The 25,621-nt window shown below is 43.5% G+C and carries 24 protein-coding genes and 1 pseudogene; 13 read left to right on the top strand and 12 right to left on the bottom strand.

Annotation, left to right across the window (positions count from 1 at the left end):
• The first annotated feature begins 36 nt into the window (after nucleotides 1–36).
• Nucleotides 37–2,085: an ATP-binding response regulator gene (locus BTO10_RS15355; RefSeq protein WP_105025112.1), complete on the top strand. Its 2,049-nt coding sequence runs from the start codon at nucleotides 37–39 to the stop codon at nucleotides 2,083–2,085.
• 28 nt (nucleotides 2,086–2,113) lie between these two features.
• Here BTO10_RS15355 and BTO10_RS15350 read toward each other — a convergent pair.
• Together BTO10_RS15350 and BTO10_RS15345 are read right to left on the bottom strand one after the other, a co-directional pair.
• Nucleotides 2,114–2,683: pseudogene (locus BTO10_RS15350) on the bottom strand (alpha-hydroxyketone-type quorum-sensing autoinducer synthase); the annotation flags it as partial.
• 244 nt (nucleotides 2,684–2,927) lie between these two features.
• Nucleotides 2,928–4,316 (bottom strand): aminotransferase-like domain-containing protein, encoded by a 1,389-nt coding sequence (locus BTO10_RS15345; RefSeq protein WP_105025111.1) that lies wholly within the window; start codon nucleotides 4,314–4,316, stop codon nucleotides 2,928–2,930.
• 105 nt (nucleotides 4,317–4,421) lie between these two features.
• Here BTO10_RS15345 and BTO10_RS15340 point away from each other — a divergent pair, with 105 nt between their 5' ends.
• Together BTO10_RS15340 and BTO10_RS15335 are read left to right on the top strand one after the other, a co-directional pair.
• Nucleotides 4,422–5,336 carry an EamA family transporter gene (locus BTO10_RS15340; protein ID WP_105025110.1) on the top strand — a complete coding sequence of 305 codons (915 nt, stop codon included), beginning with the start codon at nucleotides 4,422–4,424 and terminating at the stop codon, nucleotides 5,334–5,336.
• A gap of 273 nt (nucleotides 5,337–5,609) precedes the next feature.
• Nucleotides 5,610–6,482, top strand: coding sequence for an aspartoacylase (locus BTO10_RS15335; RefSeq protein ID WP_105025109.1), 873 nt, complete (start codon nucleotides 5,610–5,612; stop codon nucleotides 6,480–6,482).
• An 85-nt stretch (nucleotides 6,483–6,567) separates the two neighbouring features.
• Here the strand turns inward: BTO10_RS15335 and BTO10_RS15330 are convergent, their stop codons facing one another.
• The 4 genes from BTO10_RS15330 to BTO10_RS15315 all read right to left on the bottom strand — a co-directional run bounded on the left by BTO10_RS15330 (nucleotide 6,568) and on the right by BTO10_RS15315 (nucleotide 10,056).
• Entirely contained in the window at nucleotides 6,568–7,581 is a 1,014-nt protein-coding gene (locus tag BTO10_RS15330; RefSeq protein WP_105025108.1) for a CobW family GTP-binding protein, read from the bottom strand.
• Entirely contained in the window at nucleotides 7,571–8,131 is a 561-nt protein-coding gene (locus BTO10_RS15325; protein WP_105025107.1) for a carbonate dehydratase, read from the bottom strand. Before BTO10_RS15325 ends, BTO10_RS15330 begins: the two co-directional genes overlap by 11 nt.
• A 36-nt stretch (nucleotides 8,132–8,167) precedes the next feature.
• Nucleotides 8,168–9,514 (bottom strand): dihydroorotase, encoded by a 1,347-nt coding sequence (locus BTO10_RS15320; RefSeq protein WP_105025106.1) that lies wholly within the window; start codon nucleotides 9,512–9,514, stop codon nucleotides 8,168–8,170.
• Between the two features lie 68 nt (nucleotides 9,515–9,582).
• A complete protein-coding gene (locus BTO10_RS15315; protein WP_105025105.1) occupies nucleotides 9,583–10,056 on the bottom strand; it encodes a Fur family transcriptional regulator in 474 nt (157 codons plus the stop codon).
• Between the two features lie 583 nt (nucleotides 10,057–10,639).
• Here BTO10_RS15315 and ihfA point away from each other — a divergent pair.
• The 5 genes from ihfA (at nucleotide 10,640) to BTO10_RS15290 (ending at nucleotide 13,480) form a co-directional block, all read left to right on the top strand.
• A complete protein-coding gene (gene ihfA, locus BTO10_RS15310) occupies nucleotides 10,640–10,936 on the top strand; it encodes an integration host factor subunit alpha (protein WP_004734853.1) in 297 nt (98 codons plus the stop codon).
• Between the two features lie 234 nt (nucleotides 10,937–11,170).
• Entirely contained in the window at nucleotides 11,171–11,473 is a 303-nt protein-coding gene (locus BTO10_RS15305; RefSeq protein WP_105025104.1) for a c-type cytochrome, read from the top strand.
• On the top strand, nucleotides 11,473–12,609 hold the full coding sequence (locus BTO10_RS15300) for a sulfite oxidase (protein ID WP_105025103.1): 1,137 nt from the start codon (nucleotides 11,473–11,475) through the stop codon (nucleotides 12,607–12,609). The genes BTO10_RS15305 and BTO10_RS15300 overlap by 1 nt, the downstream gene beginning before the upstream one ends.
• 8 nt (nucleotides 12,610–12,617) lie before the next feature.
• Entirely contained in the window at nucleotides 12,618–13,049 is a 432-nt protein-coding gene (locus BTO10_RS15295; protein WP_105025605.1) for a cytochrome C, read from the top strand.
• Complete coding sequence (locus tag BTO10_RS15290) at nucleotides 13,049–13,480, top strand: c-type cytochrome (RefSeq protein ID WP_105025102.1); 432 nt, start codon at nucleotides 13,049–13,051, stop codon at nucleotides 13,478–13,480. Before BTO10_RS15295 ends, BTO10_RS15290 begins: the two co-directional genes overlap by 1 nt.
• Before the next feature lie 97 nt (nucleotides 13,481–13,577).
• Here the strand turns inward: BTO10_RS15290 and BTO10_RS15285 are convergent, their stop codons facing one another.
• Nucleotides 13,578–14,357: a RelA/SpoT domain-containing protein gene (locus tag BTO10_RS15285; RefSeq protein ID WP_105025101.1), complete on the bottom strand. Its 780-nt coding sequence runs from the start codon at nucleotides 14,355–14,357 to the stop codon at nucleotides 13,578–13,580.
• Nucleotides 14,358–14,679: 322 nt separating this feature from the next.
• On the opposite strand from BTO10_RS15285, the gene BTO10_RS15280 reads away from it, so the two are divergent.
• The gene (locus tag BTO10_RS15280; RefSeq protein WP_105025100.1) at nucleotides 14,680–15,333 is read left to right on the top strand and encodes a thiopurine S-methyltransferase; all 654 of its coding nucleotides are present in this window, start codon (nucleotides 14,680–14,682) and stop codon (nucleotides 15,331–15,333) included.
• Between the two features lie 92 nt (nucleotides 15,334–15,425).
• On the opposite strand, the gene purT is transcribed toward BTO10_RS15280, so the two are convergent.
• The 5 genes from purT to sbcB form a co-directional block, all read right to left on the bottom strand.
• Complete coding sequence (purT, locus tag BTO10_RS15275) at nucleotides 15,426–16,601, bottom strand: formate-dependent phosphoribosylglycinamide formyltransferase (protein WP_105025099.1); 1,176 nt, start codon at nucleotides 16,599–16,601, stop codon at nucleotides 15,426–15,428.
• Nucleotides 16,602–16,768: 167 nt separating this feature from the next.
• Nucleotides 16,769–17,656, bottom strand: coding sequence for a cytidine deaminase (gene cdd / locus BTO10_RS15270; protein WP_105025098.1), 888 nt, complete (start codon nucleotides 17,654–17,656; stop codon nucleotides 16,769–16,771).
• Nucleotides 17,657–17,932: 276 nt separating this feature from the next.
• Nucleotides 17,933–18,610: an LrgB family protein gene (locus BTO10_RS15265; protein ID WP_105025097.1), complete on the bottom strand. Its 678-nt coding sequence runs from the start codon at nucleotides 18,608–18,610 to the stop codon at nucleotides 17,933–17,935.
• Nucleotides 18,611–18,612: 2 nt separating this feature from the next.
• Nucleotides 18,613–18,984, bottom strand: a complete 372-nt coding sequence (locus BTO10_RS15260) for a CidA/LrgA family protein (protein WP_105025096.1) — start codon at nucleotides 18,982–18,984, stop codon at nucleotides 18,613–18,615.
• 24 nt (nucleotides 18,985–19,008) lie between these two features.
• A complete protein-coding gene (gene sbcB / locus BTO10_RS15255; RefSeq protein ID WP_105025095.1) occupies nucleotides 19,009–20,433 on the bottom strand; it encodes an exodeoxyribonuclease I in 1,425 nt (474 codons plus the stop codon).
• Between the two features lie 976 nt (nucleotides 20,434–21,409).
• Between sbcB and BTO10_RS15250 the strand changes: the two genes are divergently transcribed.
• From BTO10_RS15250 to BTO10_RS15235, 4 genes are read left to right on the top strand one after another with little or no spacing between them, the layout of a single operon-like run.
• A complete protein-coding gene (locus BTO10_RS15250) occupies nucleotides 21,410–21,844 on the top strand; it encodes a DUF4402 domain-containing protein (protein WP_105025094.1) in 435 nt (144 codons plus the stop codon).
• A gap of 52 nt (nucleotides 21,845–21,896) precedes the next feature.
• Nucleotides 21,897–22,346, top strand: coding sequence for a DUF4402 domain-containing protein (locus BTO10_RS15245; protein WP_258098815.1), 450 nt, complete (start codon nucleotides 21,897–21,899; stop codon nucleotides 22,344–22,346).
• Entirely contained in the window at nucleotides 22,343–23,047 is a 705-nt protein-coding gene (locus tag BTO10_RS15240) for a fimbrial biogenesis chaperone (RefSeq protein WP_105025093.1), read from the top strand. The genes BTO10_RS15245 and BTO10_RS15240 overlap by 4 nt, the downstream gene beginning before the upstream one ends.
• Before the next feature lie 54 nt (nucleotides 23,048–23,101).
• Nucleotides 23,102–25,552, top strand: a complete 2,451-nt coding sequence (locus tag BTO10_RS15235) for a carboxypeptidase-like regulatory domain-containing protein (protein ID WP_105025092.1) — start codon at nucleotides 23,102–23,104, stop codon at nucleotides 25,550–25,552.
• The last annotated feature ends 69 nt before the right edge of the window (nucleotides 25,553–25,621 follow it).

Raw genomic sequence — 25,621 nt, 5'->3', positions numbered from 1 at the left:
GGTAAATGTCAGAGTTTAGGGAATAAAGAATTTCGTATGGGCGCTATTCGTAAAGTTTATCAATATGCTGAACCGAATTTAACCTTCTTAGGTTGGATGGGCTTAGTCGGTTTCCCTGTTTACTATGTAGTTTGGGAGTATCTGTTCCCGCAACCTTATGAAAATCTGCCTCTCCGGCTGTTATGCTCGGTGTTGTTCTTCGGCATCATTTTCCGTAAACACGTACCGTTTGAATGGCGAAAGTATCTGCCTGCGTATTATCAAGTCGCGATTACGCTCTGTCTTCCATCTTTCTTCTTCTATATGTTGCTGATGAACAATTGGTCCAACATTTGGGCCATGTCTTTCATGTCTGCAATATTCCTTCATATTTCTTTGGTTCATGTCACTAAGGTGATGTTTGCGCAAACCTTTGTCGGAATAGGGATTGCGACGTTTTGTGCTTGGGTGGTTCAAGGCTTTTACCTTGAGATAACCATGAATTGGACGCATGTGCCAATTTTCTTATTTATCTATCTATTCGGTAACTTATTTTATTTCCGTAATCAGGTGGAATACGAGAATAAGGTATCTCTAGCGAAATCTTTTGGCGCTGGTATTGCACACGAAATGAGAAACCCTCTTAGTGGCTTGTTAACTTCTATTGATGTTATTCAATCGATACTACCAAACCCTAAAAGTGGTGACATTAGAGAGCCATATGCACTGAGCGCTGAAGAGTTAAAGCAGCTACGTGACTTGGGCGACGAGGCCATGGAAATTATCCACTCAGGTAACGAGACCATCGATTTATTGTTGACGTCAATTGATGAGAACTGTTTATCCCGTTCAACCTTTAAAAAGCACTCTGCACAATCGGTGATCGAATATTCAATTGATAACTTTAACTATAAGCGTGCGTCAGATAAATCAGCAATATCTTTGGATGTACAACGTGACTTTGATTTTTTAGGAAGCGACACTTTGTTGAAGTATGTGATGTACAACCTGTATAAAAATGCGTTCCATCACCGAAGTCCGGAAGATTTTCATATTCATGTTACCCTGAGTAGCGATGATGTTACTAATCAAATTGTAGTGACGGACAACGGGGCTGGTATCTCTAGTGAGGCAATACGTCACATTTTCCAAGATTTCTATACGACAGGTAAAACAGGAAACTACGGGTTAGGCTTATCATTTTGTCAGAAGGTGATGCGTTCGTTTGGTGGTGAGATTAAATGTCAATCAGAAGTCGGAGAGTGGACGCAGTTTACAATGACGTTTCCTTCTTTGACGTCAAATTCAGTCAATCAGATTAAGTGTGAATTAAGAAACTTAAAGTCGGCATTGATGGTGAGTGAGCAAACTGTCCTGAATAAGAAAGTGACGGAAATGTCTCAACTTATGGGATTTGAACTTACGATTTTGGATGTGGCATCAGCACTTAATAACACAGAGTATCAGTTCGATTTTGATTTAGTATTCGTCGACTTGGAAAGTATCATTTTGAGGGCAAGCAGCCTTGATGAGCTTGAGTATTTATTATCGCTCACAGAAGCGAGAATTGTGTACTTATATGAACATTATCCTATTCAACGAGTGAGGGATATTTCATTTGAACCAATTTGGATAGAAACTCAAGTCTTGCTACTGAACACTAAAGCAGCGATTGATCATTTACTGTTTGACTCCAATTACGAGACTCCACCGGTAGCCGTTAAGCCGATTGAAAATGCAAATAAGCGCACCGTTATGGTAGTCGACGATAACGAGTCTCTACGTCGTCTTACAGCGATGTTGCTGGAAAAGCAAGGCTTTGATGTGGTACAGAAAGAAGACGGTCAGCAGGCATTAGACGCTCTAGACTCAGAGACCATTGACTTGGTTTTAATGGATATTGAAATGCCTATTATGGACGGTGTCGAAGCTTCTCGACTCATTAGAAGCGCGAATAAGCCTTATTCTTGGGTGCCGATCATTGCTCATACAGGGGACAGCTCGCCCATAACTCTGCAGAAGATGGAGTCATCAGGAATGTCTGATCTTATTGTAAAACCGGCAGACAAGAACCGATTACTCAAAAAGATTACTCATTGGATATAGTGGGTTTGCACGCGAGTGTATTTGAGATTTGAAGTGGGGCAATTGTTCCAATGGTGCTATAGGCCGAATCTACAACAATGACGCCAGAGCCATAGCGCTCAAGCTGCTTGCGCAGATGGTTCATATTGTTATGCATGAACGGATGCGCGCTCGCACCTGCGGCTCGAATACCTTCCCATAAAGACATGTGGGCAAAGAAATCAATATACACAGGAGCTTGTGGTGGACAGATAGTTTGCAGTAAGCCTATGTTCGCCGCCCAACCAGACTGAGAGAGCAAGCAGCTTTCCATTCCTACATAGCTCGCTAGCTCATTTTCAAAGGCGGGTTTTGAATCCTCGTCTTGCAAAAAGATAGCTGACATGACGATGTTGTCATCATGTTCAGCAATCGCTTGCTGGTGGGCTTGTTGAATCTGTTTGTTGTGTGACAGCGCGAGGTAATCATTGCTTTGCATCACAACTGAATTGCGCCTAGGACGTTTACCCAGAACTAAGTGTGTTTGGCTTTCGTTCTGGGTAATGAGATCTTCAATATAATGGTTTAAGCGTTCTTCAATAAAGGAAGGTAGTGGTTTATTTTTGGTTTTATCACTCATAATTATTCTCTTCATATACGGGATAGCGCCAGCGCTGACGGGTGTATATTGAAGACAAAAAATGAGGTGTCATTAGCTAAGTTGCATAAATGGGCACACCCTTGCAAACTCAACATTTAAGGGTTTTAAGGTGAGTGGATTTCCTTACGGTAACGGGCTTTAGCCACGTTCAAATCAGAAAAATAAACGCCTTTTTATAACAAATCGCGATGAAAAAATTAAAGATCAAAGCGTGGGCCAAAAGCTATTTGCTGACACATTGTCGGATAAGTTCAATCAAGTCATCCAGCTGTTGTTTGGCCTCTCCCTCTAGCGCATAACCAAAGTTGATGCGTAAGCAGTTGTTGTAGAGATCAAGAGTGCTGAACAGATGCCCAAGCCGAATATCAATCTTTTTCTCAGAAACCGCTTGAGCAAATGAGATATGGTTGAGGTTAGGGATTTGTAGCCAAAGTACCATGCCACCTTGTGGGCTGCTTATTTTGACGTCATCAGGAAGGTTTTGAGTTAAATAACTCAGGTATTGCTGGCGTAAAGAGAGAATTTGAGCACATCTTCTTCGAACGTGTTTTGCGTATTGACCAGATTCAATAAAGTCAGCGACCGCTAGCTGAGTAGGAAGGGCAACGCCGTAGCTTGCAGAAGAAAACTGCGCTTTGTACTCATCAATATACCTTCCTGGCAAGCACCACCCTAAACGATAGCTTGGTGATAAACTCTTCGAGACAGAACCACACCATAAAACATAACCACCTTTGTCATAGTATTTGGCAGGCAGTGGTGTGTACGAAGAATAAGAGAGTTCTAGATACACATCATCTTCAATGATCGGCACTCGATATTCATTCGCCAATGCCGCCAATTTCTGCTTTTGGCTGGCCGACATATTGATCCCTTGTGGGTTCATATGCGAGGTACAGAAGATAGCGGCATCGACGCGTTTGCTTTTGAGATGTGTTTCTAACTGTTGCAGGTCTACACCGTCATCTAGAGATGGGATCTCGATGATCTTACGCGACATCTTGCCAAGTAATTCGAGTATTCCGTTGAAACATGGTGAGCTAATGGCAATGGTATCGCCTTCTTTGGTGCACGATTCAAGAGCGGCTTTTATTGCCGACATACAGCCAGCCGTGACCACCAGTTCGCCTGGTGAAAAATGCACATCAAGCTTTGCAAAGTGAGTGGATAATGCTTGTCGTAATATCGGCTCGCCTTGAGTATCAGGGTAATGGTTGAGCCTGTTACCCATGCGTTTTACAGAGCGACGGAAGCTGCGTTCTAGTTCAACGACCGATTGCTCATCATTGGTGGTGCTAGAGACTCCTAAAGGCCCATTGATTGAGTTGTGAGTCGATGAGGTTTGTCTCACTCTGGAAACTTTACTCTCAAACTGTGCCCATTCAGGTGTTGAGTGAGCTGGCTTATGAGGAGAAACAAAATACCCGGCTTGTGGTCGAGAGTGAATCCAGCCCTGTGACTCTAGCTCTTGGTAGCAACTTACTACGGTCGACATGCTAACGGCTTGTTGCTTAGCTAATTGACGAAGCGAAGGCATCCGCCCACCTTCTGGTCTTTTTCCACTTTCAATCTCATTAATAAACTGATTCGCAAGTTTTCGGTAAATGCTCATGGTAACGGTTGTGGTTAACTGTACTGGTTTTTTTTAAAAAAATTGTATCTGTACCCGTTTTTTTGTTCAAGGGATACTTTTTTAAAAACAAAAGAGGGGGACAGTATGAAAAGAAATGATTTGTTGTTAGCGGTGTTGGTGATGGCAATTTGGGGATTCAATTTCTCGATGATCAAAATGGGCGTAACCAATGTTCATCCTTTGTTGGCAACGGCCGCGCGTTTCTCGCTAGCGGTGATTCCAGTGATATTTTTTGTGGCGAGACCAAATGTCGCTTGGCGCTATTTAGTGGGTTACGGCTTCGTGTTTGGTGTGGGTATTTGGGGGATGGCTTCATGGTCAATAACAGCAGGGCTCTCATCTGGGCTTTCCTCAGTATTGCTTTCAAGCAATGTGCTTATTGGAATGGCTGTTGGGGTATGGATTTTCAAAGAAAGTGCGTCGGTTCGTAAGTTAATTGGTGCGATGTTAGCCCTGTGTGCACTTGCAGTTTTAGTCTCAGCGGCGAAAGGGAATGTCACCGTTAATGGCGTTATCTTGATTATGATTGCAGCGTGCAGTTGGACCTTAATGGGCGTCATTGTTAAGGCTTCCAAAACTAGACAGGCGTTTGCGTTTAATGTGTGGGGAATGCTGTTTGCACCAGCGCCGTTGGTGTTGTTTGCTGTGATGTTACACGGAGATAAAATCATTTGGCAGGGGATTGAACAATGGGATTGGAACACAACGATTGCGGTGCTGTTTCAGGCTTATCCAACCACGCTATTTGGCTATTGGGTGTGGAACAAGTTGTTAATCCAATATCCATTAAGCACTACTGCACCGTTAACCTTGCTGGTGCCAGTCTTCGCGCTGATCAGCGGATACTTTATGTATGACGAAGTGTTGTCACTCGCTCAAGTAGTGGCATCGGTGTTGTTCTTAATCGGGATTGGTTTGATCGTTAAACCTGCAAAAGCGCGGAGTAGCGGTACATCCGGTGACAGAGAAGTGGAAAGGAAACTCGCTAAGCAATCATGATGTCGTTTTCATTAACGAAGAGGGGTTTGAAGTCACCTTTATAGTCGTTATACCCCGATGACCATGTATGAATTAAAGCCTCGCAAGCGCGGGGCTTTCTTATGATGAGATGAGAACATGAAATATGGTCGTTATCTAAGGTTCTCGATTTTCCTTCGAATTATCAGGTGTTTTCTTGTTCTTTCTTTTAGAGAATGATTTGTCTAATTGTTATGTTATATTGTAACGGCAATGCGGGGTAACTTGCACCTTCGATACTTGGAAATCAAATACATGGAAAACATAAAACAAGTCTTACTGGTCGCCGGAACTCACGGTAACGAACTCTCTGGAATTTATCTACATAAACTCATTAAAGAGCGCTTCTATGCCGCTGATCGTTCGACATTTTCTACCGATTCAGTTATCGCAAACCCAAAAGCGGTAGATCAGAACGTAAGGTACCTAGACACGGATTTAAATCGTGAGTTTTCTCAGCTCAACAATGACGACACGCTAGGTTTAGCCGAGCATACCGTAGCTCGCCAGTTTGCAGAGCGATACGCAAGCAAAGAGCAGCAACTCATTATCGACCTACACAACACAACCAGCAATATGGGCGCGACACTGATCTTGCTTTCCAATGATGCTTTCTATCAAAAAATGGGCGCGTATGTGAAACAGCGAATGCCGGAAGCGAATATTCTATTTGAAGATAGGAAACCATGGGAAGAGCAGCCTTACCTTTGTACTACAGGGAAGTGCGGTGTAATGATTGAAGTGGGTGCTCAGGCACATGGTTCGCTTAAATTCGACACGCTTAAACTGATGAAGCAGATGCTGACCATGGTGCTTGATTATGTTGAGAAGCATAACCTCAATCAGCTGCAAGCATTAGAGGACTACGATGCGTTTTTCTATGTTGAAGAAGTTAATGTTCCTCTTGGCCCAGACGGCATGCGTGTTGCTACGGTGCATCCTGCGATATGTGGTCGGGATTTCGAGGTCGTTAAGCAAGGACAGCCGATATTGGCGACGTTCTTTGGCTATGATATTTATTGGGAACGAGAACAAGACATATACCCGCACTTTATCAACGAGAGTGCTTATGCTAAAGCTAACATTGCGATGGCGTTAGCAGAGAAACGATTGGTGTCGGTAAACTAACGTAGTGATGTTTACTCCAATGTCTAAAAGCCCTATGAATGTTCTATTTCATAGGGCTTTAGTTTTAATCATCGATAGAGCGAACTTAGTTAACAAGACAATCTAGAAGCTGGCTTTCCAGATCACTCTCTATGTCCTGACCAATTACTTCAATTCTGGTTTCACTGCACTCATCGAGTTCTGACTCGGTCAAACCATCCTCTGTTAAGTTGTAGCCAAAGATACCATTTGGAGTAATGAACACCGCCTTCATACGTTCAACTTTCAAGCCGACTAGAAAGTGTCGTAAACGCTGGTGGTCAAACAGTTTATCAGCTGCAAATCGCCATCCAATACTCTCAAAGCCTTCGCCTTGGTTGGTCGCTTTGAGCATGCCGCTTTCTGGCATCGGGAGTTCAGACGCGAGTGGCCTATCTTGTTTGTGATGATGGTGGTGATGGTGCCCATGAGCTTGATGATGGTAAAAGCTGGTGTCTCCATCAAACTCATCGAAAGGGATCTTACCGTGATGGGCAAATATGAGCTTAGTTTTATTCTGACAAACCTGTGCGACGTACTCGGCAAGCTTTTCTGCATCCCCCTTGTTATAAAGGTCTACTTTATTGCCGACGACCGTATCCGCAATGGTAATTTGTTGGTTGAAAGTATCGTGGTCAGAATAACGAGTATCAGACAGTTTGCGAGCATCTACCAAGGTGATGTTCTTTTGCAGTGATAGCACTTTACGATAATGTTCAGAAGATAATACTTCTAACACTTCTTTTGGGTGGCCAAGCCCAGTAGGCTCAATCAGTAAGCGGTCTGGCTTCGCCTCAGAAAGCAACTGATTGAGTGCTATCTGCATCGGTAAACCCGCTGCACAGCACATGCAGCCACCGGGTACTTCGCGAATAAAAACTTGCTGTTGTTTGGTTTGATTGCCTTCGAATAAACTTCCATCAACGCCAATTTCACCAAACTCATTCACCAAAATAGCCCAATTCTCATCGGCTGGTTTGTGCTTCATTAAGTTAAGAATCGCAGAGGTTTTTCCTACTCCGAGAAACCCAGTAATAATGTTAGTCGGAATCCCAAGCAAGGGGGATTTATTAGAGTTCATTAGCAATCCTTCTATAGCCTTGAACAAGAGTATGGTTGGCAGAGACAACCGATTCTGAAAAAGCCGAGTATTCTGGTGGTACTTTTGAAATGCTGTTTAGATCAAAGCCTGAACCTATGTTGGTCATCGGTGGTACATGAAAATTCTCAGGAAGGTCGAGTCCGTCCACCACGCAGTTATGACGAATCACGCAACCTTTACCAATGACGGCATTGAAAACGACAGAGTTGAAGCCGATAAAGACATCGTCACTGACTTCACAAGGCCCATGGATAATGGAGCGGTGAGCAATAGAGGAGCGTTCTCCTATGCTTACCGCAGCACCGGCCTTCGAATGGATAACCACACCATCTTGAATATTGGTATCGCGCTTAATCACGATAGCTTCCATAGCGCCGTGTTCATTAACCTCATCGGCACGTATCACGGCATAAGGACCAATGAACACGTTATCTTCAATGATGACCTTGCCACAAATAATGGCTGTTGGATCAATGAAGGCGGTTTCCGATACGTTTGGCATATGACCGTTAGGGTTTCTTCTTAACATATTGATTTCTTTTTATTGATGGTAATAACTGCTCAACTAGCGCTTGAATGACAGCCTCATTGCTGGAGAGTGATTTGTATCTAGGAGCAAGCTCGAATCTGCATTGCTATAAACCTTGGTGCCATTTACCCAAGTATGTTTGATCTGGGAAGAGAACTCGTGACCAGTGAATGGAGACCAAGCACATTGATAAAGGTTGTTTTCCTCATCAACTAATGTTGATGCTTTTGGGTCGACGAGTACTAAGTCTGCGAAGTAGCCTTCACGAATATAACCGCGCTCTTGTATCGCATACCGAATGGATGGGTTATGTGCTGTTTTTTCTACGACTTGTTCTACGGTCATGGTTCCGGCATGTACGTGGTCAAACAGAGTCAAGAGGGCGTGTTGCACAAGGGGTAAACCGGCAGGCGCTTGCTCATAAGGAACTTGTTTTTCTTCCCATGTGTGAGGAGCATGGTCTGTGGCGATGATGTCTATTTGATTGGTGCTAAGGGCGGTAAGTAGTGCTTCTCGATCGCTTGGAAATTTGATGGCTGGGTTGCATTTGATTTGGTTCTCTAATTTTGGGTAATCTTCATTACTGAACCAAAGGTGATGAACACACGCTTCAGCGGTTATGCGCTTGCCTTCGATTGGCCCTTTATCAAATAGTGCCAACTCTTTCTCTGTAGTGATATGCAATACATGAAGCTGGCTATTGTGCTTTTTTGCGAGCTCAACAGCATAAGAAGAAGAGGCATAGCAGGCTCTGTCATCTCTTAGGATAGGGTGGTCTTCAATCGTGAAAACTGCTTTCTCTTTTCTTAATTGCTCTTGGTTTTTAGCGATAACAGGCCCGCTTTCACAATGGGTGACAATCAGGACGGGAGAATCACGGAATATGGCATCGAGTGCTTGAGGCTCTTCAACCAACAGGTTACCCGTTGAAGCACCCATAAATACCTTTACGCCACAGTGTTTGGTCGGGTCGAGCTGCTTGATTTGCTCTAGGTTATCTTCAGTTGCACCTAGGTAAAAAGAGTAGTTAGCCAGTGAACTCTGTGCTGCGATATCAAATTTTTTCTCTAAGGCCTCAATGGTCGTAGTAGCAGGGGTTACGTTTGGCATTTCCATGTAGCTAGTAATACCACCGGCGACAGCGGCACGTGACTCTGTTGCGATTGAGCCTTTGTGGGTTAACCCGGGCTCGCGGAAATGGACTTGATCGTCAATCATCCCCGGGATGAGGTAGCAACCTTTTGCTTCAATGACTCCACAATTTGAATTGGGCTGTATATTGCTTGCAACCTTTTCAATTCGTTGGTCGACAATTAATACATCTGTCTCGGTAATGGTACCTTCATTGACCACGTAGGCATTTTTAATGAGCGTTGCAGGCATAGCGTTTCACTTTCTCCTTGTTAATTAGGCTAATACGGTTGGAATCTAGTTATTAGATGTAGGTATTCTTAGCAGGACGCATTCACTTCGGGCTTAGCACACTCATCACAAACACAGCTGATCTCTAACTGAGGGCTTGTGACGGTGAATCCTTGTTGCTTCGCGTGAGATTTAAGATCGCGAATAATAGAAGGGTTGATGGTTTGTTCACTTATCTTGTCGCACTTAGAACAAATCAAAAATTGTGGGATGCCATGTTCGTGCTCACAAAGGATGTGGTCACAAAGTATGTATTTATTTGATACCTTAATCTTGTGTGCTAAGTGGTGTTGTTCTAAAAAATCCAAGACTCGGTAGACCGACATCGCTTGAACATGTTGATCAAAATGCTCTTTACAATAGTCGACTAACTCGTAGGCAGACAGCGCTTTATCGGCATGTGCCAACGCACGCAGTATCAGCAGCCTTTTGGCGGTGAACTGTTTTCTATTGTCTTTACACCCTTGTTTGACGTGCTTAATGATCGCTTCAATATCTTTCATTCTAAGTACTAAAATCCTTTTGAATTGATATGTTATAACATAACAAACCGACACTGTGAAATGTACTTTGCTGCAGAGCGTCACTGAAGAGGGAGGTTGACGGGATAGGAATACAGATGAATCACAGTAAAAGTCAGTACACAATCAGTGATAGCATTGACCGATTCGAATTAAATTCTGAAATGATACAAATCTCATATTTAATAATGATTATTTCATAACCTCTGTTGAGATGGATATCAAATCAAGTGGCTGATTTTATTGGGGAACGGAGAAAAGTCTCAAAAATTATCATTTAGACCGGTAAAGTTTTAAATTCTAATTTATCAATAGTAATTGGAATATAGTTCTATTTGATAGCTGTTAAGTAGATGTTTTTTAGCTATATATGTGAAATTAAGAGCGAGTTATCTTTCTGATTTGAAAGAATAATCTGACGGTTGAGAGAAAAAAGTTGGCGAAAATCAGAAGCTTGGCATACACTTTCCTTGTAAACGACCTTATCTCATTGATTGAATAGGGTAAATGCTTTGGCGCTACTGGCGATAGTAGCAATGATTAACATAGCTTTGAGGAAAGTTTTATGGCACTCACGAAGGCCGATTTGGCTGAGAACCTGTTTGAGACACTCGGATACAGCAAGCGGGATGCCAAGGAAACGGTTGAAGTGTTTTTCGAAGAAGTTCGTAAAGCGCTTGAAAATGGCGAACAGGTAAAACTGTCTGGTTTTGGTAACTTTGATCTTCGCGAGAAAAACGAGCGACCTGGTCGTAACCCGAAAACTGGTGAAGACATTCCAATTTCTGCTCGACGTGTTGTTACTTTTAGACCGGGACAAAAACTTAAGGCCCGTGTCGAAAATATTAAAATCGAGAAGTAGCCAAGCAATAGACCACGCCTAGCGTGGTCTTTTTGTTTGTATCACAGTATTTATTCTTATCACTCGTTTTCATTCTTTTATCTTCTCGCATCTCGCACGATTTCTCATCAGCGTTCAGTTCTCCTGAACGGTAGTTAATTCTAATTGAATTTAAATACACCGCTCTATTTGCTGTAATGCGTCCACTTTATGACCGATCAAACTGATTTTTTGATCCAGATCTTAGGAGGATGTGTGCGAAAAGCCGCTTTAGCTTGGGTATTGCTTTTATTTCCCGCGATAGGCCAAGCAGCCGATTACCAACAAATTGCCAATATGTGCGTCGCTTGCCATGGCAGTACTCAAGACTCTTCTTTTCCTTCTATTCCGAACCTGAAATGGCAGAACAAGCCTTACTTGGTTGAACAGCTCACGGCCTTTAAGAGTGGACAACGTTCCGATAAGACCATGTCTAAAGTTGCCCAGCTTTTGTCTGAGCAAGATATTGAGCAGCTTGCCACTTACTTTTACACACTGAATCACAAAGGATCGCAATAATGAGTTTAGATAGAAGACAGTTCCTGAAAGCTGCGTTAACTGCAACCGCGGCGTCTGCGTTGCCGGACTATTATACCGTTTTAAATACCAACCCTTTGAATGCTTATCTGCCAGAAAGCATGCTTGCTCCCGCTGTTACGCCTGCCAATGTTCCATTTGTTCGATGGAATGGTTTAATGCCAGATTTCAATAAAATGGACCCGGATACTTGGACGTTCGAAGTGAAAGGGGAGTCTGTAAAACAGAGTAAAACTTACACAATAGCGGAACTCAAATCGAAATTTAAGCATCACACTCAAAGTCTAGTATTGGAGTGTGGTGGCAACAGCCGCAATAACTTTTACCCAAGCACAAAAGGCAATCAGTGGAACAACGCAGGCGTGTACTGCGCACAGTGGACAGGTGTGTTGCTTAGTGATGTGCTAAAAGACTGTGGTATTAAAGATGACGCGGTTTACGTGGGCAACCATGGCTTCGATAAGCACTTAAGCGGTAAAGGTGAGGCCATCTCACGTGGTGTACCGATTGAAGCCGCAATGACTGATAACGCTTTGATTGCATGGGAAATGAATGGCGAACCTATTCCATATCTTCACGGTTTCCCACTGAGAACGGTATTTGGAGGACGCCCAGCTTCTGTCTCTCAAAAGTGCACCACGGGTATCAATATCCGTAATAAAGTGCATGATGGCCATAAAATGGCAGCACCCGCATATCAAGTGCCCAAGCACCCAATCGCACCTGGTGAAAAAGTAGAAAACAAGGATTTTAGAATCATTGAAGAGATGATTGTGAAGTCGCTAATTACGTCTCCTAAAAGCGGTACTGAGTTTACGCTAGGTAAAAAGGTCAAAGTGAGCGGGCATGCATGGGCTGGGCTGAGAACTGTCGACAAGCTCCAAGTCAGTTACGATTACGGGACAACTTGGCATGATGCAAACCTCAAGAAACCCGTTAACAAAGGCGCATGGCAGCAATGGGAGCTTGATCTTGAACTTCCTATGACGGGTTATTACGAAATTTGGGCGAAGGCCACGGATAGTGAAGGTGATAGCCAGCCTGTTGTTCAACCACAATGGAACCCAAAAGGGTATCTGTTTAATGGTTGCCATAGAGTTGCGGTAAGAGTCTCGTGAGGAAAGCCATGTGTGATCATTTAACTCAGCACAACAAGCGCTCTTATCGTAAAGACATTATGAGAGCGGCGCTGGTCTGTAGCTTGTTAACCTCAATGCTTGTTCATGCCGATGAAGTACCGGATAACCCAAAGGCTTTCTATGGGGTAGATAAGAGTTCAGGTTTAATCATGGCTCCGGGATGGGAGTTAGTGAAAGGTCAATGTAATGCGTGCCACACGAGCCTTATTGTGGCGCAGAACAGTGGTACCCGAGATCAATGGCGTGAAACGATTCAATGGATGGTAGACACTCAGGGACTATGGGATTTGTCTGATACATGGGACCCGGTACTGGACTATCTGAGTACCTATTATCAAGACAAAGGGATCGATATGAACAAGTATCGACGAAAACCTATTGATAGCGCTCTGATGCCGCCTATGCCGAGAGAGCAATAATGAATCTAACTAAGTTCACGCTGCTCTTTGTAGCGTCGACTGCTGCTGTGATGTCACTCTCCGCATGCACTGACGACAACACTACAACGGTGGGAAAGGTTTCGCCAAAACTGACAGTACAAAGTGACAAAACAGAACCTTATATACCGAGCCTGATGGCTGGTGAAAAGCTCGTTAACAACCTATGTAGCCAGTGTCACGGTGATAAGATCATTCCTTTCGTGCAATCTTACCCAAATATTAAGGGGCAGAAATCCAGCTACATCCTTAAACAATTGCGTGATTTTAAAAGTGATGCACGTCAGGACTTATATATGCAGTCAGTCGTGAAGTCTCTATCTGATAAGGATTTACAGGATGTCGCTGCTTTCTATAGCACCTTAAAACCATTGGATTTGTATGAACGCTCACAGGAGTATTACCAAAAATAGCGTTCACTTATGATTGATCAAAGATACGCTAAAATTAAAAAGGGCTGCGAGTGCAGCCCTTGATCGTTTTTGTTTTGTAGTAGCGGTAAGGTTGGTGTTAAGCCGCTTTTATATGAGTCGTAATGTATGGTTGCCATGCTTGTTGGTACAGCTCTAAAGATTGGCGTCTTAGGTTGTTAATTTGCGCCACTTCAATGTCGTTGATTGGACGTTTTTCAGCAATGGCATGGCGCTCAATACCTTGAATGGTCTCGTATAGCTCATGTTCAGGACCACTTTTCACATCCGCTATTGCTTTTAAGTGAAGTTGAACCTCGGCGATCATGTTAGTTTTTGGTAGCCGAACCAGTAAGTTAAGGTCACGGTAGCCTGAGTCAGCTGGTGACTTAAACTTGTTTTTCACTTTTACCACGTCCGCTTCACGGCTCAGTGCTTCGTACACTTCAACTAAGCTTTCTACATCATTAGCGATGATTGTTGCGCGAGCTAGGTCGGTAATTCTTGTGTTGTCACCATCCAGTTCCAATTCAATTTTCTCTTGAGCACGAGCTTGAGATTTAACACCAGCGAATAGGGCGTCTGAATTAGTGAGAAGAGCAGTACTTTTACAGATTGTCTCTAGCTCTGCTTGCGCTTGGTGAGCTTTGCTGTAAAGGATGTCGAAGTCGGTATAAGGCTGAGTTGGACGCGAGTCGAATGCCTTGATGCCATATAGCCCGCTTAGGCTGTGGCGGAATACGTTTGATGAAACTTGGTTTTGCGAAGACGCTGTGCGCGATTGATCAGTTGAACTCGTTGAAACAGGTGCTGCTGCGAATGCAGGCGCTCGGCTCAATACTAGAAGCATTAGGGCCGTCGTACGGAGAAATACACTCATTCAAACTCCAAAATACAAGGTTACAAAATCGGGTAGTTAAAAGGGGTAACCAGTAACGCATAAGAGTAAAAAGCTTAACTAAACTCACTACATATTAAATGGGGCTAGCTAAGACAGAAACCAACTCTAACGTTTAATATTGCTTTAAAATGTGAACATATAGACAAATAATCCAAGCGTTTGTTCCGCAATTTTAAGAACTTTGAACCTAGCCAGTTTGTGGTGTTACTCGAAACCATTTTGCCACTTTAAGCCAAGCTAAGGTTGCTCTTACTTCTCTATACTGTACCCTTGCATTATGACTGTTTAACATGAACGAAAGATGAATAATCCTGAATTTTGGCACAATAAATGGGCAGCCAACCAAATTGGTTTCCACCTTGAAGATGTAAACCCACTTTTGGTTGAGTTTTGGAAAGCAACTGAGCCTAGCTATGAGAAGAGTGTTTTTGTTCCTCTATGTGGCAAGAGTGAAGATCTGATTTGGCTGGCGTCTAAACATGAAGACGTTCAAGGTGTGGAATTGAGCCAGATTGCGGTTCGAGCTTTTTTCTCTGAGCATTTCTACACGCCAACCGTAACTCAAATAAACGGTCAGCATGAGCTTTATCAATTTGATGAGTTGAGTGTTTACACTGGGGATTACTTCACTGCGCCAATTCAGCCTGTCGATATTATTTATGACCGCGCTTCTCTAGTCGCTTTGCCTGCTGAAATGCGTGTGCCATATGTAGAGCGCTTAAAGCAACTGCTGAAACCAGGCGGCAAGATCCTACTTGTAACACTAGACTACGACCAAGATGAAATGGCAGGCCCTCCGTTTAGCGTACCTAAACTAGAAATCGATCAATTGTTTGCGGGTTACAAGATTACATTGTTGAACCAAGATATTGCAGACGACGATCATCCTAAGATTGCTAAGAAAGGTTTGTCTCGATTCAGTGAAGAAGTGTATTTGATTGAATCGGAAGTCTAAACTAAGTTTACTTTCGAAGAGATAACACGAATGAAAAGACGGGCACATGGCCCGTCTTTTGGATCGTTAAGATTCAAGATCTAAGAACTTGATTAGTAAATCACTTTTACCTTCGACGCGCTGTTGATTGCATCTTCAATCGCGGTTTCTGTGCTCTTACGGCGTGTCAGTGCAACACCAAGGCGACGACGACCATCGATGTCTGGCTTACCAAACAGACGAACTTGTGTTTGTGGTGCCTCCAATGCTTCTGCAAGGCCTTCAAAACGGATGTTTGTTGATGTGCCTTGGCCAAGGATTACTGCAGATGCACAAGAGCCATACTGAGTAATTGATTTGATAGGCATACCTGTGAATGCGCGTACGTGCAGTGCGAACTCTGAAGAGTCTTGAGACATCAATGTCACCAAACCTGTATCGTGTGGGCGAGGGGATACTTCGTTGAAGATCACATGGTCGCCTTTAACGAATAATTCAACACCAAAGATACCATGACCACCTAGAGCATTAACCACTTGCTCTGCCGTGTACTGTGCCGCTTTTAGAGCGTTGTCTGACATTACCTGTGGCTGCCATGATTCACGGTAGTCACCGTCTTCTTGACGGTGGCCGATAGGTGCACAGAAATGAACACCGTCGACTGCACGAACAGTGAGAAGAGTGATCTCGTAATCGAAGTCGATGAAGCCTTCAACGATCACACGCCCAGCGCCAGTGCGACCGCCTTCTTGTGCATAGTCCCACGATTTTGGGATGTCTTCTTCGGTTTTGATAACGCTCTGGCCTTTGCCCGAAGAACTCATTACTGGTTTAACAACGCAAGGCATGCCGACAAATTCAACCGCGGCAGCGAAGTCTTCAAAGGTGTCTGCAAAGCGGTAAGGAGATGTGCTGAGCTTCAGTTCTTCTGCCGCCAGGCGACGAATGCCTTCACGGTTCATCGTTAGCTTAGTTGCGTTAGCTGTCGGAACGACATTCAAGCCTTGTGCTTCAAGCTCTACCAACTTGCTGGTGGCAATAGCTTCAATTTCTGGTACCACGTAATCTGGTTTTTCTAGTTCAATGATGGCTTGGAGTGCATCGCCATCTAACATGTCTAGTACATGACTGCGATGCGCAACTTGCATAGCAGGCGCATCGGCATAACGGTCACAAGCAATAACTTCCAAACCTAAACGTTGGCACTCGATAGCCACTTCTTTGCCAAGTTCACCTGAACCTAATAGAAGTACACGAGTAGCATTTTCACGAGTAGCAGTACCAAACATAGATATTCCTTCCGATCTTTTGAACGATTGATTGAAAACGGGGTGATCATACTTATTTAAACGACAAAAGCAAACGTTTGCGTGGGTTGTGGTGTTAATTACAAGCATAAAAAAAGCAGCCCTATAAAAATGGGCTGCTTATTTAAAAGGTTGTTAATTAGATGTACTTAGATTGCTAAGTAAGTCACTGGAATGTCAGGATTAATCGCTTCTAATGTAGATTGCGTATCCGCTAGGTGACTGATGCTACCTTCGGCGATTTCAACCAATGCTGCGCTTTCAATTTGTTCAAAGTCGAAGCCTGCAAGTTTTAGTTGAATCAACGCAACTTGTAGTGGCGGAAGGCTAGGATTGAATGCTGCGTTTTCAGCGTAAGCACCAGTAAAGATCTCACCAGTTGTTAGCTGTAGTGACACACCACTTAAATTTTTGGTGTATGGCGCATGGCTGCGGTTAAGCGCGGCTAATGCTTCAACTACGATAGGAGTCGTCTCTTCTGTCGTGTAATTATGATCGAGCTCAGACATTAAGCCTGTTGTTACGCCAAGATCAGAAGGTCCAAATGAATCAGGTAGGTATTCTTGTAGTGACATTTCATCACGCTGCGGAAGCTGAACTTTAAGCTCTTTCGCTGTAGTCAGTTCATTCATAAATTGACGACAGTGACCACAAGGGCTGAAGTTAATTGTGATGTCTGAAATACCGCGCTCACCTTTCATCCAAGCGTGGCTGATTGCCGATTGTTCAGCGTGTACGGTTTGGCCAAGTTGCGCACCAGCGATTTCAAGGTTTGCACCAAAGTATAGAGTACCGGACAAACCACGCACGATTGCACCAACGTAAAAGTCAGATAATGGAGCGTATGAATACGCAGCAGCAAAAGGAAGAAGTGCAATACGTAGTTCGTCATCCGCTAAACCACTTGCTTCAAGCAGGCTAGAGAACTGTTCTGGAGACAATGTCGCGTCAAAGTTGTCTGCTAATACGATGTCACTTAAAAGCGCTTTCATTGATGATGGAGCACTTTCCAGCGCCAGGGTAATACGACTGTTCATGTTGAATCCTTAATTGACCTTAGGCTTTAAGTTTATGCAATACTCAGGAATTTTCTGTGACAATGATCACTATTATATTGTTGTTGTTACATTGGCTTGCATAATTAGAGTGAGGTCACACTTGAAATCGATTGCAAGGACCATTTTTACAGCTGATATCGCACTTATTGTTCAAAATCGCCTGTTATTAGCTGAATAAATGGCAATAAAAAGCCCAAGCAAGCACTGATATCGACAGGGCTAGGCTTGGGCTAAATCGGGTTGTCGGCGTCTAGGCTAGGAATAGAACCAGACCACCATACCAAACACGCTAGGTGCGATTATTGAGGTGATAACGCCACACAGCACTAACGCCAGTGAACTGAAAGCCGCATCTTCTTGGTTCTTTTCAGCGCAAGTTGCCGTACCTAGCGCGTGAGAAACCGTGCCCATGGTTAAACCCCTGGCAATAGGGCTCTTAATGCCAATTAGATTGTAGATAGGGTAAGCAAAAATTGCCCCAAATAATCCGACGATAAGAACCAGTATTGCAGCAATCGCCGCTTCACCACCAAGATGGCTTGATACTTCCATCGCAATAGGGGTAGTGACTGATTTGCCCAATAGACTCGCAATCAAACTTAGGTCTGCTTTGAAAGCGACGGCAATCATTGCTGCTGTTGTCATCGACATCGCACTACCCAGCGTGCATGCAAAGGTAATGATTCGCCAGTTGGCTCGAATTTGAGGTAGCTGCTCATATAAAGGATAAGCTAGGGCGACAACCGCTGGCTGAAGCATGTACGTAATCCAAGTATTGTCTGCGTAGTAAGTCTCGAACGGGACTTTAAAGAACGTCAAAATTGGAATGATGATGCCAATGCTTATTAGCAGCGGGTTACATAGCGGGGAGTTCACTTTCTGACTTACCCAACGAGCAAACAGAAACACCACAATAGTTAATAGAATCCACATGATTACTTACCTCTCGCTAGCAAACGGTCTAAGAACCATGATAAGGAGACTAATACAATGAGCGTGCCACCCACTGCACTCGCCATAATCGGCAGCGCGTTAGCGATCAGCATGTCAAAGTGTTCCATAAGCCCGACACTGATCGGGACAAACAGTAAAATCATCAAACGAATAATCAGGCTGGCACCAGGCTGTACCCAGTGTGCCGGCAGAATACCAATCACCATGGCAGTGAACAGAATTAACATGCCAAAAATACTGCCTGGGATTGAGGTATCTAAGTATTGCTGTAACGCGTTGCCTGCAGTGAGAGCACCTATGATTAAGGTGAAGGAGATTAAGCAGTAAACGAGTTTGATCAATCTTTCTTTCAAGGTTTTACATCTCTCGATAATGGGTTAACTAGCTAGCTTTTCTACGTATTGATACACCGCTTTCAGGATAGCCATTTTCTTCTCGTCACTTTCATGTTCGTGTGCGAGGTTCTCTAGGTTGAGCATGTACTCTTCTAAGCGGCTTTCGTAAAACTCACGACAATGGTTTGCCCACTTAAGTTGCTCGGATTCATCTAGCGTCCATGGGAAGTTACGTGCGCGGTAACGGAACAATAAAGGCTTAATGCGCTCGTCACTGAACGTGATGTCTAACGCTGCTAAGTTATTTGGGTCAGTCTCACGAATGATGTTCATCGCGGTTTTATCTGCCGGTGAGAAGAAGCCATCGTAAAGCTGTGTATCTACATCGTCGCTCTTTTCGTACTCACGTTCCTGTGAATATAAGCCAATCAATTTTTCACGAATCTCTGGGTGCTCGCGCAGGATCGCTAGGTTCTTCAAACACTGCTGACGATCAATACCAATGGTTTCTGCATTTTCAGCGGTTAACGTTTTTGCTGGCGCTAGAATAGGGCACTTGTTGAGTTGAACCAGCTTAATTGGCACTGGCAGCTCGTCTTCATTTAGGTCGCTGCGCTTGGTGTAAAGTCTTTCTCTGAGTTCATCAGTATCAAGTTCCAATAGCGGGCTTGGGTCTTTTGCTAGGTCGACAACAATCACCGCATTTTGATTGGTAGGATGCCACGCCATAGGAACAATCCAGCTTGTGTAATTGCAGTCACGACCGAACATACCCGAAACGTGCATTAACGGTGTCATGTTTACGATGTCGACCAGCTCATTCAGCTTACGTTTGTGGCGCATGTTGTAGAGATAGTCAAACATCTTAGGTTGTACGGCTTTCAGCTTTTTCGCCAATTCAATCGTCGCAATAACATCGGCCATCGCATCGTGCGCGTTTTCGTGTTCAATGCCATTTGCCACAGATAGATGTTCCAGTTTGAAGCTTGGGAAACCTTCTTCGTTTTCTGGCCAAACAATACCGTCAGGACGCAGGGCGTGTACGGCACGCATCACATCTAACAGGTCCCAACGAGAGTTACCGTTCTGCCAGCTCCATGCATACGGGTCAATGAAGTTGCGGTAACAGGTGTATCGCGTGACTTCGTCATCGAATCGAATACTGTTGTAACCAAGGCTTGTGGTGTTCGGCTTTGCAAGTTCAGCATGGATCTTAGCGATGAACTCTGGTTCCGGCAGGCCTTGAGACATGGCTTTTTGTGGAGTGATTCGAGTAATCAGTGCAGCTTCAGGTGCAGGAAGGTAATCAGCAGGAGGTTGGCAGTAGATGACCAATGGCTCACCAATAATATTGAAATCTTGGTCGGTACGAACGCCGGCGAACTGACTTGGACGATCTTTCGCTGGGCTTACGCCCCATGTTTCGTAATCGAAAAAGAAGTAGGTTGGCTGATTATCTGAACTCATTGAATTTCCTGAACAGTCTACGGTTAACTGTGTACTGTGGCTGAAGGTTAGTTTTATTCAGTATCTGATAGTATGCGGTACGCGTGCAACCCAGATCACAAATAAATTACAGGAAAGTGCTGCATTCCTATTCAATCAGACCGCTATCAGCGGAATGGAACCTTAGATTGATTATTTCTTGGCAAGATGAACCAACAAAGTGGTGCGGTTAAAGGACTCGAGGGGGAGACAATTTTGGGTTTGGAGTCAATCATAGGAAGTCAAAAGACAGCCAAAGCATTCTGAGTCTAAAAATGAGTGTGTTACCGCTGCATTTACCTTGCATCAAGCTTCCAATATCACAAGCTTTGCTGCATTTAAGGCTCGTGAGAAATGAAACAAAATAGGTCATTAGAGCAAATTATAGGATCGGTCATTAATATCAAATTATCCTCCTTTTTAGACGTCATTTAATAGTCTTAATTACCGTAAAAAATAATAATGTTAGATGATTTGATATGTCTTATTTTTAATACACTATCAATAGGGAGGTTAAATAGTTAATGCCTGTCCGGTTAATATTTCAATTTTATTACAAGTTTATGGTTTCTCTAGTTCGTTTCAAATTTGAGACTTTATTGCAACACGCTGATCTATATACGTCGTTTTCTCGTCTTACTTCAAATTTATCTCGTACTGTATTTTTAATATATTCTAAAAATTTAAGTGTTCTTGATTAAATAAATGGAATTATTAACTGGTTAGAATGTAAAACAAGTTTTATATATTGTTGGATGAAATACTCTAATACCATTATTTTTATTGGTGTTATTTCTATCAATTGGCGTGATCTTATTCTCAATGCGTCCCATTTCTTGATAAATAAGTGTCAATATATATATTTTCTAAATAGGATTGTTGTTACTTAATTGTTAACTCTGTTTGACTATTAGGTAACCCTAATAATAAAGCCAATTTTATATAAAGGATTAAAGAAATGAATAAAGTCTTTAAGGTTGTTGCCGTCTCTGCACTTTCTATCTCTTCAGCAAACGTTTTTGCTGTGAGTGACACTTTTGATGCAACACTAGAAGTAAAACAAGCAATTACAATGACAAAAACGAGTGATTTAGATTTCGGTATCATCACTTCAGATAACACGACAGATGTTGTTGTTACTCAAGGTGATGCAGGGGCTGCGGCGTTTACACTTACGGGTGAATCAGGTGATACGGTGACAGTAAGTATTTCTGATACCAACTTAGTTAACGGTGTAAATACGATTGCTGCTGAGTTTGATTTTAACAACGCTATAACCCTAACTGGTGGTACAGCGGATCTTAATATTGGTGGTACGGCTCGTACTTCAAGTGCATCGTTGGTAGCTGGTACTTATGCTGCAAACGTTGCAGTTGATGTTACTTACCAATAATTAAGTAAAACTAGTGTAATATTGTGGCTGTAATAGAGCAGCCGCTTTTACTATGAAGTCTCTATTTGAATGCGTAGTTAAATACGCGATATATATCGGACTGACTCTATACTCAAGCCCGCTCTATGCTCTGGAAATAATTCCTGAAAATATGGAAGTGAAATTTCCTGGTATGTATATCTCTGGTTCTGGACAAAATGCCGATGCTAATCCAGCCAATGGTCAGATTTACGTGGTTCGTTTTTATGTTGAAGGCGAGCCGGGAAAAAAGATCGTGGTTTCGCTCCCTTCTAATCAATATCTCAACCATTCTCAAAAATCGAAGCGTCTTCGTATTAAGAAATTCTATTTTGGCTGTGGCTTATCTAAGAGAGGCCGAGCGAAAATTAAAGGGAATGGGAGAAGCAAACTTCTGTGTATTGGTGCAAAAGTAAAAATTGGCGCTAATCATCCTGCTGGCCTTTATACCAGCACTATTCCTTTTGAGGTCAATTATAAATGAAGCTATTTATCTCATGCTTTTTCGGCTTACTTTTCACTGCACAAGCCTACGCTCAACTCCTTATCGCACCGACTCGCTTTGTGCTAGACGCTGATACCTCAGTCACGGAGAAAATTGTAGTGGAGAATAATTCAAATGAACCGATCCGACTAGAGATAAAGCCCATCTACCGTTCAGTAAAGGCAAGCGGCTTAGTTCGCACTGACGCCAATATTGCTGAGTCAGAAAACATTGCTGATTGGATTAAGGTTTCACCACCAATCATCCGTGAACTAAAGCCTAATCAAAGGCGCACTGTTCGTTTGCGTATGAACGCCTTACCTGACGATATGCCTGATGGAGAGTACCGTGCTTATCTATGGTTTTCACCAATAGCGAAAGCACCTGAAGCGACTGATTTATCAAGAACGGTGCGTTCGAACAATGGTTCAGCATTTGAGCTTAATTTCCATATCAATAGTTATGTTCCAGTGTATGTTCAAAAAGGCGAGCAAGTTCAGGACGTGAAGTTCCAATGTGCTGATCAGAACCTTAAGATCACCAATGATGGTAAGTTTCAGTTTAGCGCCAAACTGAATGTTGATGAACACAGTGAAAAGGTAGTGTTACTTCGTAATGCGGAGTTAACCAAGCCGTTTCCGAAAGGATCTAAGGTGTCATTAGTACAAAACGACCAACCTTTGCACGAATGTGTTCTGTAGGCCGGCATCTCTATTATCAGTGATCAGGCGTTCAACTGAGTGACGGCAAGAACCATGTTCCATCATCTGGTTTTCCGACTTGTCTTGATTTACTCATTATTGCCTTTTCCCGCGCAATCACAGCTACAAGGCGAAGATGAGGCGAGCGAACTCTATCCTGCTCATATCGAGGTTCGAGTAGGACAAGTCGGTGATAGCTTTTATCGCGTGATGATGGATGACTACGAAGAGCCGTTTGTTTCGATATCCAATGCGGCATTTTCTCTACTAGAGATGAATGGTCAATGCGATGAAGACGGCTATTGTGAAATCTACCTGCCGCAAGATGTAGGTAGAGAGTCTCCTCCCTATATCGTCGATACCCAGCAAGCAATTTGTTATCGCGATGATACGAATATCCAGTCGATTAAGTTTGAAGTGATTGATGCAGAAACGTATATCCACTGGTACAGCTTACAAGCCTGTATTCCCGCAAAAGTCCGTTGGGATATTGATGATTATCGGTTAACCGTGTCGCCAGAGTTCAGCTCGTTAACTGAACTGGAAGCGGTGATCTCCAAGATCAAAAATGAATCCCGAAAGAAAGCCGAAGAATTGAAACGAGCCTCTAACGTGCCTGTCGTAGAGCCTCAAGCAACAGTGGGTTTAGCGACACGCGTAGCAACGTCTGTATATCACTATAGTGAAGAGGGAGGTGATGTCTATGCCATTTCCGATACCATTCTCAGTACCGAACACTCCTTATCCCGATTATCTATCGATTCGAGAGAAGACCAACCCATCGTCTATTACAACATCGCGGTTGAGACGAACGATGGTGAGGGCTCGCTTGAGTTAGGGCATGTATTGTTGGATGGCAGCGTCTTTACGATTAACCAAACCCTTGAAGACGGTCTCTACTACACCAATCGGAACCGTCAGCCAGAGTTCGGCAACTTACAATTGGAGCGTACAACTCAACCGAATATCAGCATTGATGTGTTGGTTAATGGCATCTACCAAAGGACTTATCGCTCTGATGAGTTTGGGCGTTTTGTTATTGAAGAAGACAACATTTCCCCCGGTGACACGATTAAGTTTCGTTACTACTTATCAAAAGGGGTGTGGCAGGAAGAAGAGATCACTGTTGCTGGGTTGGAAGATGCTTTTTTGCCGCGCAATGAGTGGGGTGTTGAGGTGGTAGGCAACGAGGGCGCAGATCGAGCAGGCGCAGTGTCTCTAGAATATGGCCTCGCTGATTACTTTACCGTGGGTAGTGCTTTCAGACGGCAGCATGGCAAAGATTTAGTCGGTTTTCAGGGGCGATATTTACCGACACATTGGTTTGCTGGACATATTGGTTGGTTACCTGATTTTAATCGGTTCCCCATGGAGTTTGATATCTTGTTAGGTGGCGATCAGTCTGCATCGATTGAGCTTAATAAGACCGATGAATTGGCTTTAGAGTCGATGGAGTATGATGTTTTTAAATACAACTTGTCTCTTGCCAATCTCACCGCCTTTTTAACGGTAATAAACGATGACGACGAGTTAAGTGTAGAGCCAAAAGTGAACGCCAAAATGTCGAGCAATCTGTTCCTCTCTTATGCTGGCGATTATCAATACACGAAAGATACTTACCAAGACAGTTACTTGCATACTGTCGAGCTCGCTAAAAGCGGCTTTTCTGACACATCGTGGAATATATCTGGAACAGTGAATGGATCTGGGCATCACGAACGCACTGAGCTTTCATGGAGAAATGCCTGTAAAGAGTGCGTGCTTGACCCTCTAGAGGTGTTTCAAGAGCTGACCACGAACGTTTCCGCACGTTATCAGAAACAAGAGGTCTCATTTACAGCCTCTTTGGAAGCTCGTGTGAATCCGTACCTGCTTTTTAAACTGGAAGGGACGGAAGATCGATACGGCGTAGAAATGACCACGGAATTTGGCGCAAAAACATACTTTGATGAAGATATTGGCGAGTTCGTCGAATGGAATCGATACAACCACTCTAAACTGACCGGCATAGTGTATGACCACCATAAACAACCCATAGCCGGAGTCAGTTTACAGGTTCTCGATCAACGTGCTGTCAGTGACTCGAAGGGAAGATTTGAGTTCTCAAGTGTGCCAGCTAGAGAAAAGCTACCTATTTATATCGATGAAGGGGCGTTAGACCTCAACTTAACCCCAATTCAGAATCCAGTGTTTGTGAATACTAAGCAAGTGGGACAGACTCATGCTCCTATTGCAATGGTGGTGTCGTTTGGTGTGGATGGCACAGTGGAAGGGGATATAGAGAGCAATGCGTACCTGCACTTTAAACACATCCAGAAAGGCACCGAATATTCCAGTGAAATAGAAAGCGATGGCTTTTACATGGTAGAGGGCCTGATTGCTGGCAAATACATTATCACCCTAGAAATGGGGGGTAATCGATTCGTTCAAGGCGCCGATTTAGATGGCGACTTCTGGGTCAGCGACCTAACATTCCAGCTGATCGACTTTCATAAAGTTTATTGATGCCTGTTTAGGCCGAGAGTTAACGCTCTCAGCCTTGACCTTAATGCTTAACGCGCAATGGTTAAACTC

Origin of the sequence: Vibrio chagasii, assembly GCF_002954585.1 — a bacterium.
Lineage (GTDB): Bacteria > Pseudomonadota > Gammaproteobacteria > Enterobacterales > Vibrionaceae > Vibrio > Vibrio chagasii_A.
The sequence above is the reverse complement of the archived record's forward strand: the minus strand, read 5'-3'. Positions and strand labels throughout refer to the sequence as shown.

Bases quoted from the DNA above. Each gene is read 5' to 3' on its own strand.
- ihfA (WP_004734853.1), top strand. From the start codon at position 10,640: ATGGCACTCACGAAGGCCGATTTGGCTGAGAACCTGTTTGAGACACTC.
- BTO10_RS15295 (WP_105025605.1), top strand. From the start codon at position 12,618: ATGTGTGATCATTTAACTCAGCACAACAAGCGCTCTTATCGTAAAGAC.
- BTO10_RS15355 (WP_105025112.1), top strand. From the start codon at position 37: ATGGGCGCTATTCGTAAAGTTTATCAATATGCTGAACCGAATTTAACC.
- BTO10_RS15315 (WP_105025105.1), bottom strand. From the start codon at position 10,056: ATGAAAGATATTGAAGCGATCATTAAGCACGTCAAACAAGGGTGTAAA.
- BTO10_RS15340 (WP_105025110.1), top strand. From the start codon at position 4,422: ATGAAAAGAAATGATTTGTTGTTAGCGGTGTTGGTGATGGCAATTTGG.
- BTO10_RS15325 (WP_105025107.1), bottom strand. From the start codon at position 8,131: ATGTTAAGAAGAAACCCTAACGGTCATATGCCAAACGTATCGGAAACC.
- BTO10_RS15250 (WP_105025094.1), top strand. From the start codon at position 21,410: ATGAATAAAGTCTTTAAGGTTGTTGCCGTCTCTGCACTTTCTATCTCT.
- BTO10_RS15320 (WP_105025106.1), bottom strand. From the start codon at position 9,514: ATGCCTGCAACGCTCATTAAAAATGCCTACGTGGTCAATGAAGGTACC.
- sbcB (WP_105025095.1), bottom strand. From the start codon at position 20,433: ATGAGTTCAGATAATCAGCCAACCTACTTCTTTTTCGATTACGAAACA.
- cdd (WP_105025098.1), bottom strand. From the start codon at position 17,656: ATGAACAGTCGTATTACCCTGGCGCTGGAAAGTGCTCCATCATCAATG.
- BTO10_RS15240 (WP_105025093.1), top strand. From the start codon at position 22,343: ATGAAGCTATTTATCTCATGCTTTTTCGGCTTACTTTTCACTGCACAA.
- BTO10_RS15245 (WP_258098815.1), top strand. From the start codon at position 21,897: ATGAAGTCTCTATTTGAATGCGTAGTTAAATACGCGATATATATCGGA.
- BTO10_RS15265 (WP_105025097.1), bottom strand. From the start codon at position 18,610: ATGTGGATTCTATTAACTATTGTGGTGTTTCTGTTTGCTCGTTGGGTA.
- BTO10_RS15285 (WP_105025101.1), bottom strand. From the start codon at position 14,357: ATGAGTGTATTTCTCCGTACGACGGCCCTAATGCTTCTAGTATTGAGC.
- BTO10_RS15300 (WP_105025103.1), top strand. From the start codon at position 11,473: ATGAGTTTAGATAGAAGACAGTTCCTGAAAGCTGCGTTAACTGCAACC.
- BTO10_RS15330 (WP_105025108.1), bottom strand. From the start codon at position 7,581: ATGAACTCTAATAAATCCCCCTTGCTTGGGATTCCGACTAACATTATT.
- purT (WP_105025099.1), bottom strand. From the start codon at position 16,601: ATGTTTGGTACTGCTACTCGTGAAAATGCTACTCGTGTACTTCTATTA.
- BTO10_RS15290 (WP_105025102.1), top strand. From the start codon at position 13,049: ATGAATCTAACTAAGTTCACGCTGCTCTTTGTAGCGTCGACTGCTGCT.
- BTO10_RS15345 (WP_105025111.1), bottom strand. From the start codon at position 4,316: ATGAGCATTTACCGAAAACTTGCGAATCAGTTTATTAATGAGATTGAA.
- BTO10_RS15235 (WP_105025092.1), top strand. From the start codon at position 23,102: ATGTTCCATCATCTGGTTTTCCGACTTGTCTTGATTTACTCATTATTG.
- BTO10_RS15335 (WP_105025109.1), top strand. From the start codon at position 5,610: ATGGAAAACATAAAACAAGTCTTACTGGTCGCCGGAACTCACGGTAAC.
- BTO10_RS15280 (WP_105025100.1), top strand. From the start codon at position 14,680: ATGAATAATCCTGAATTTTGGCACAATAAATGGGCAGCCAACCAAATT.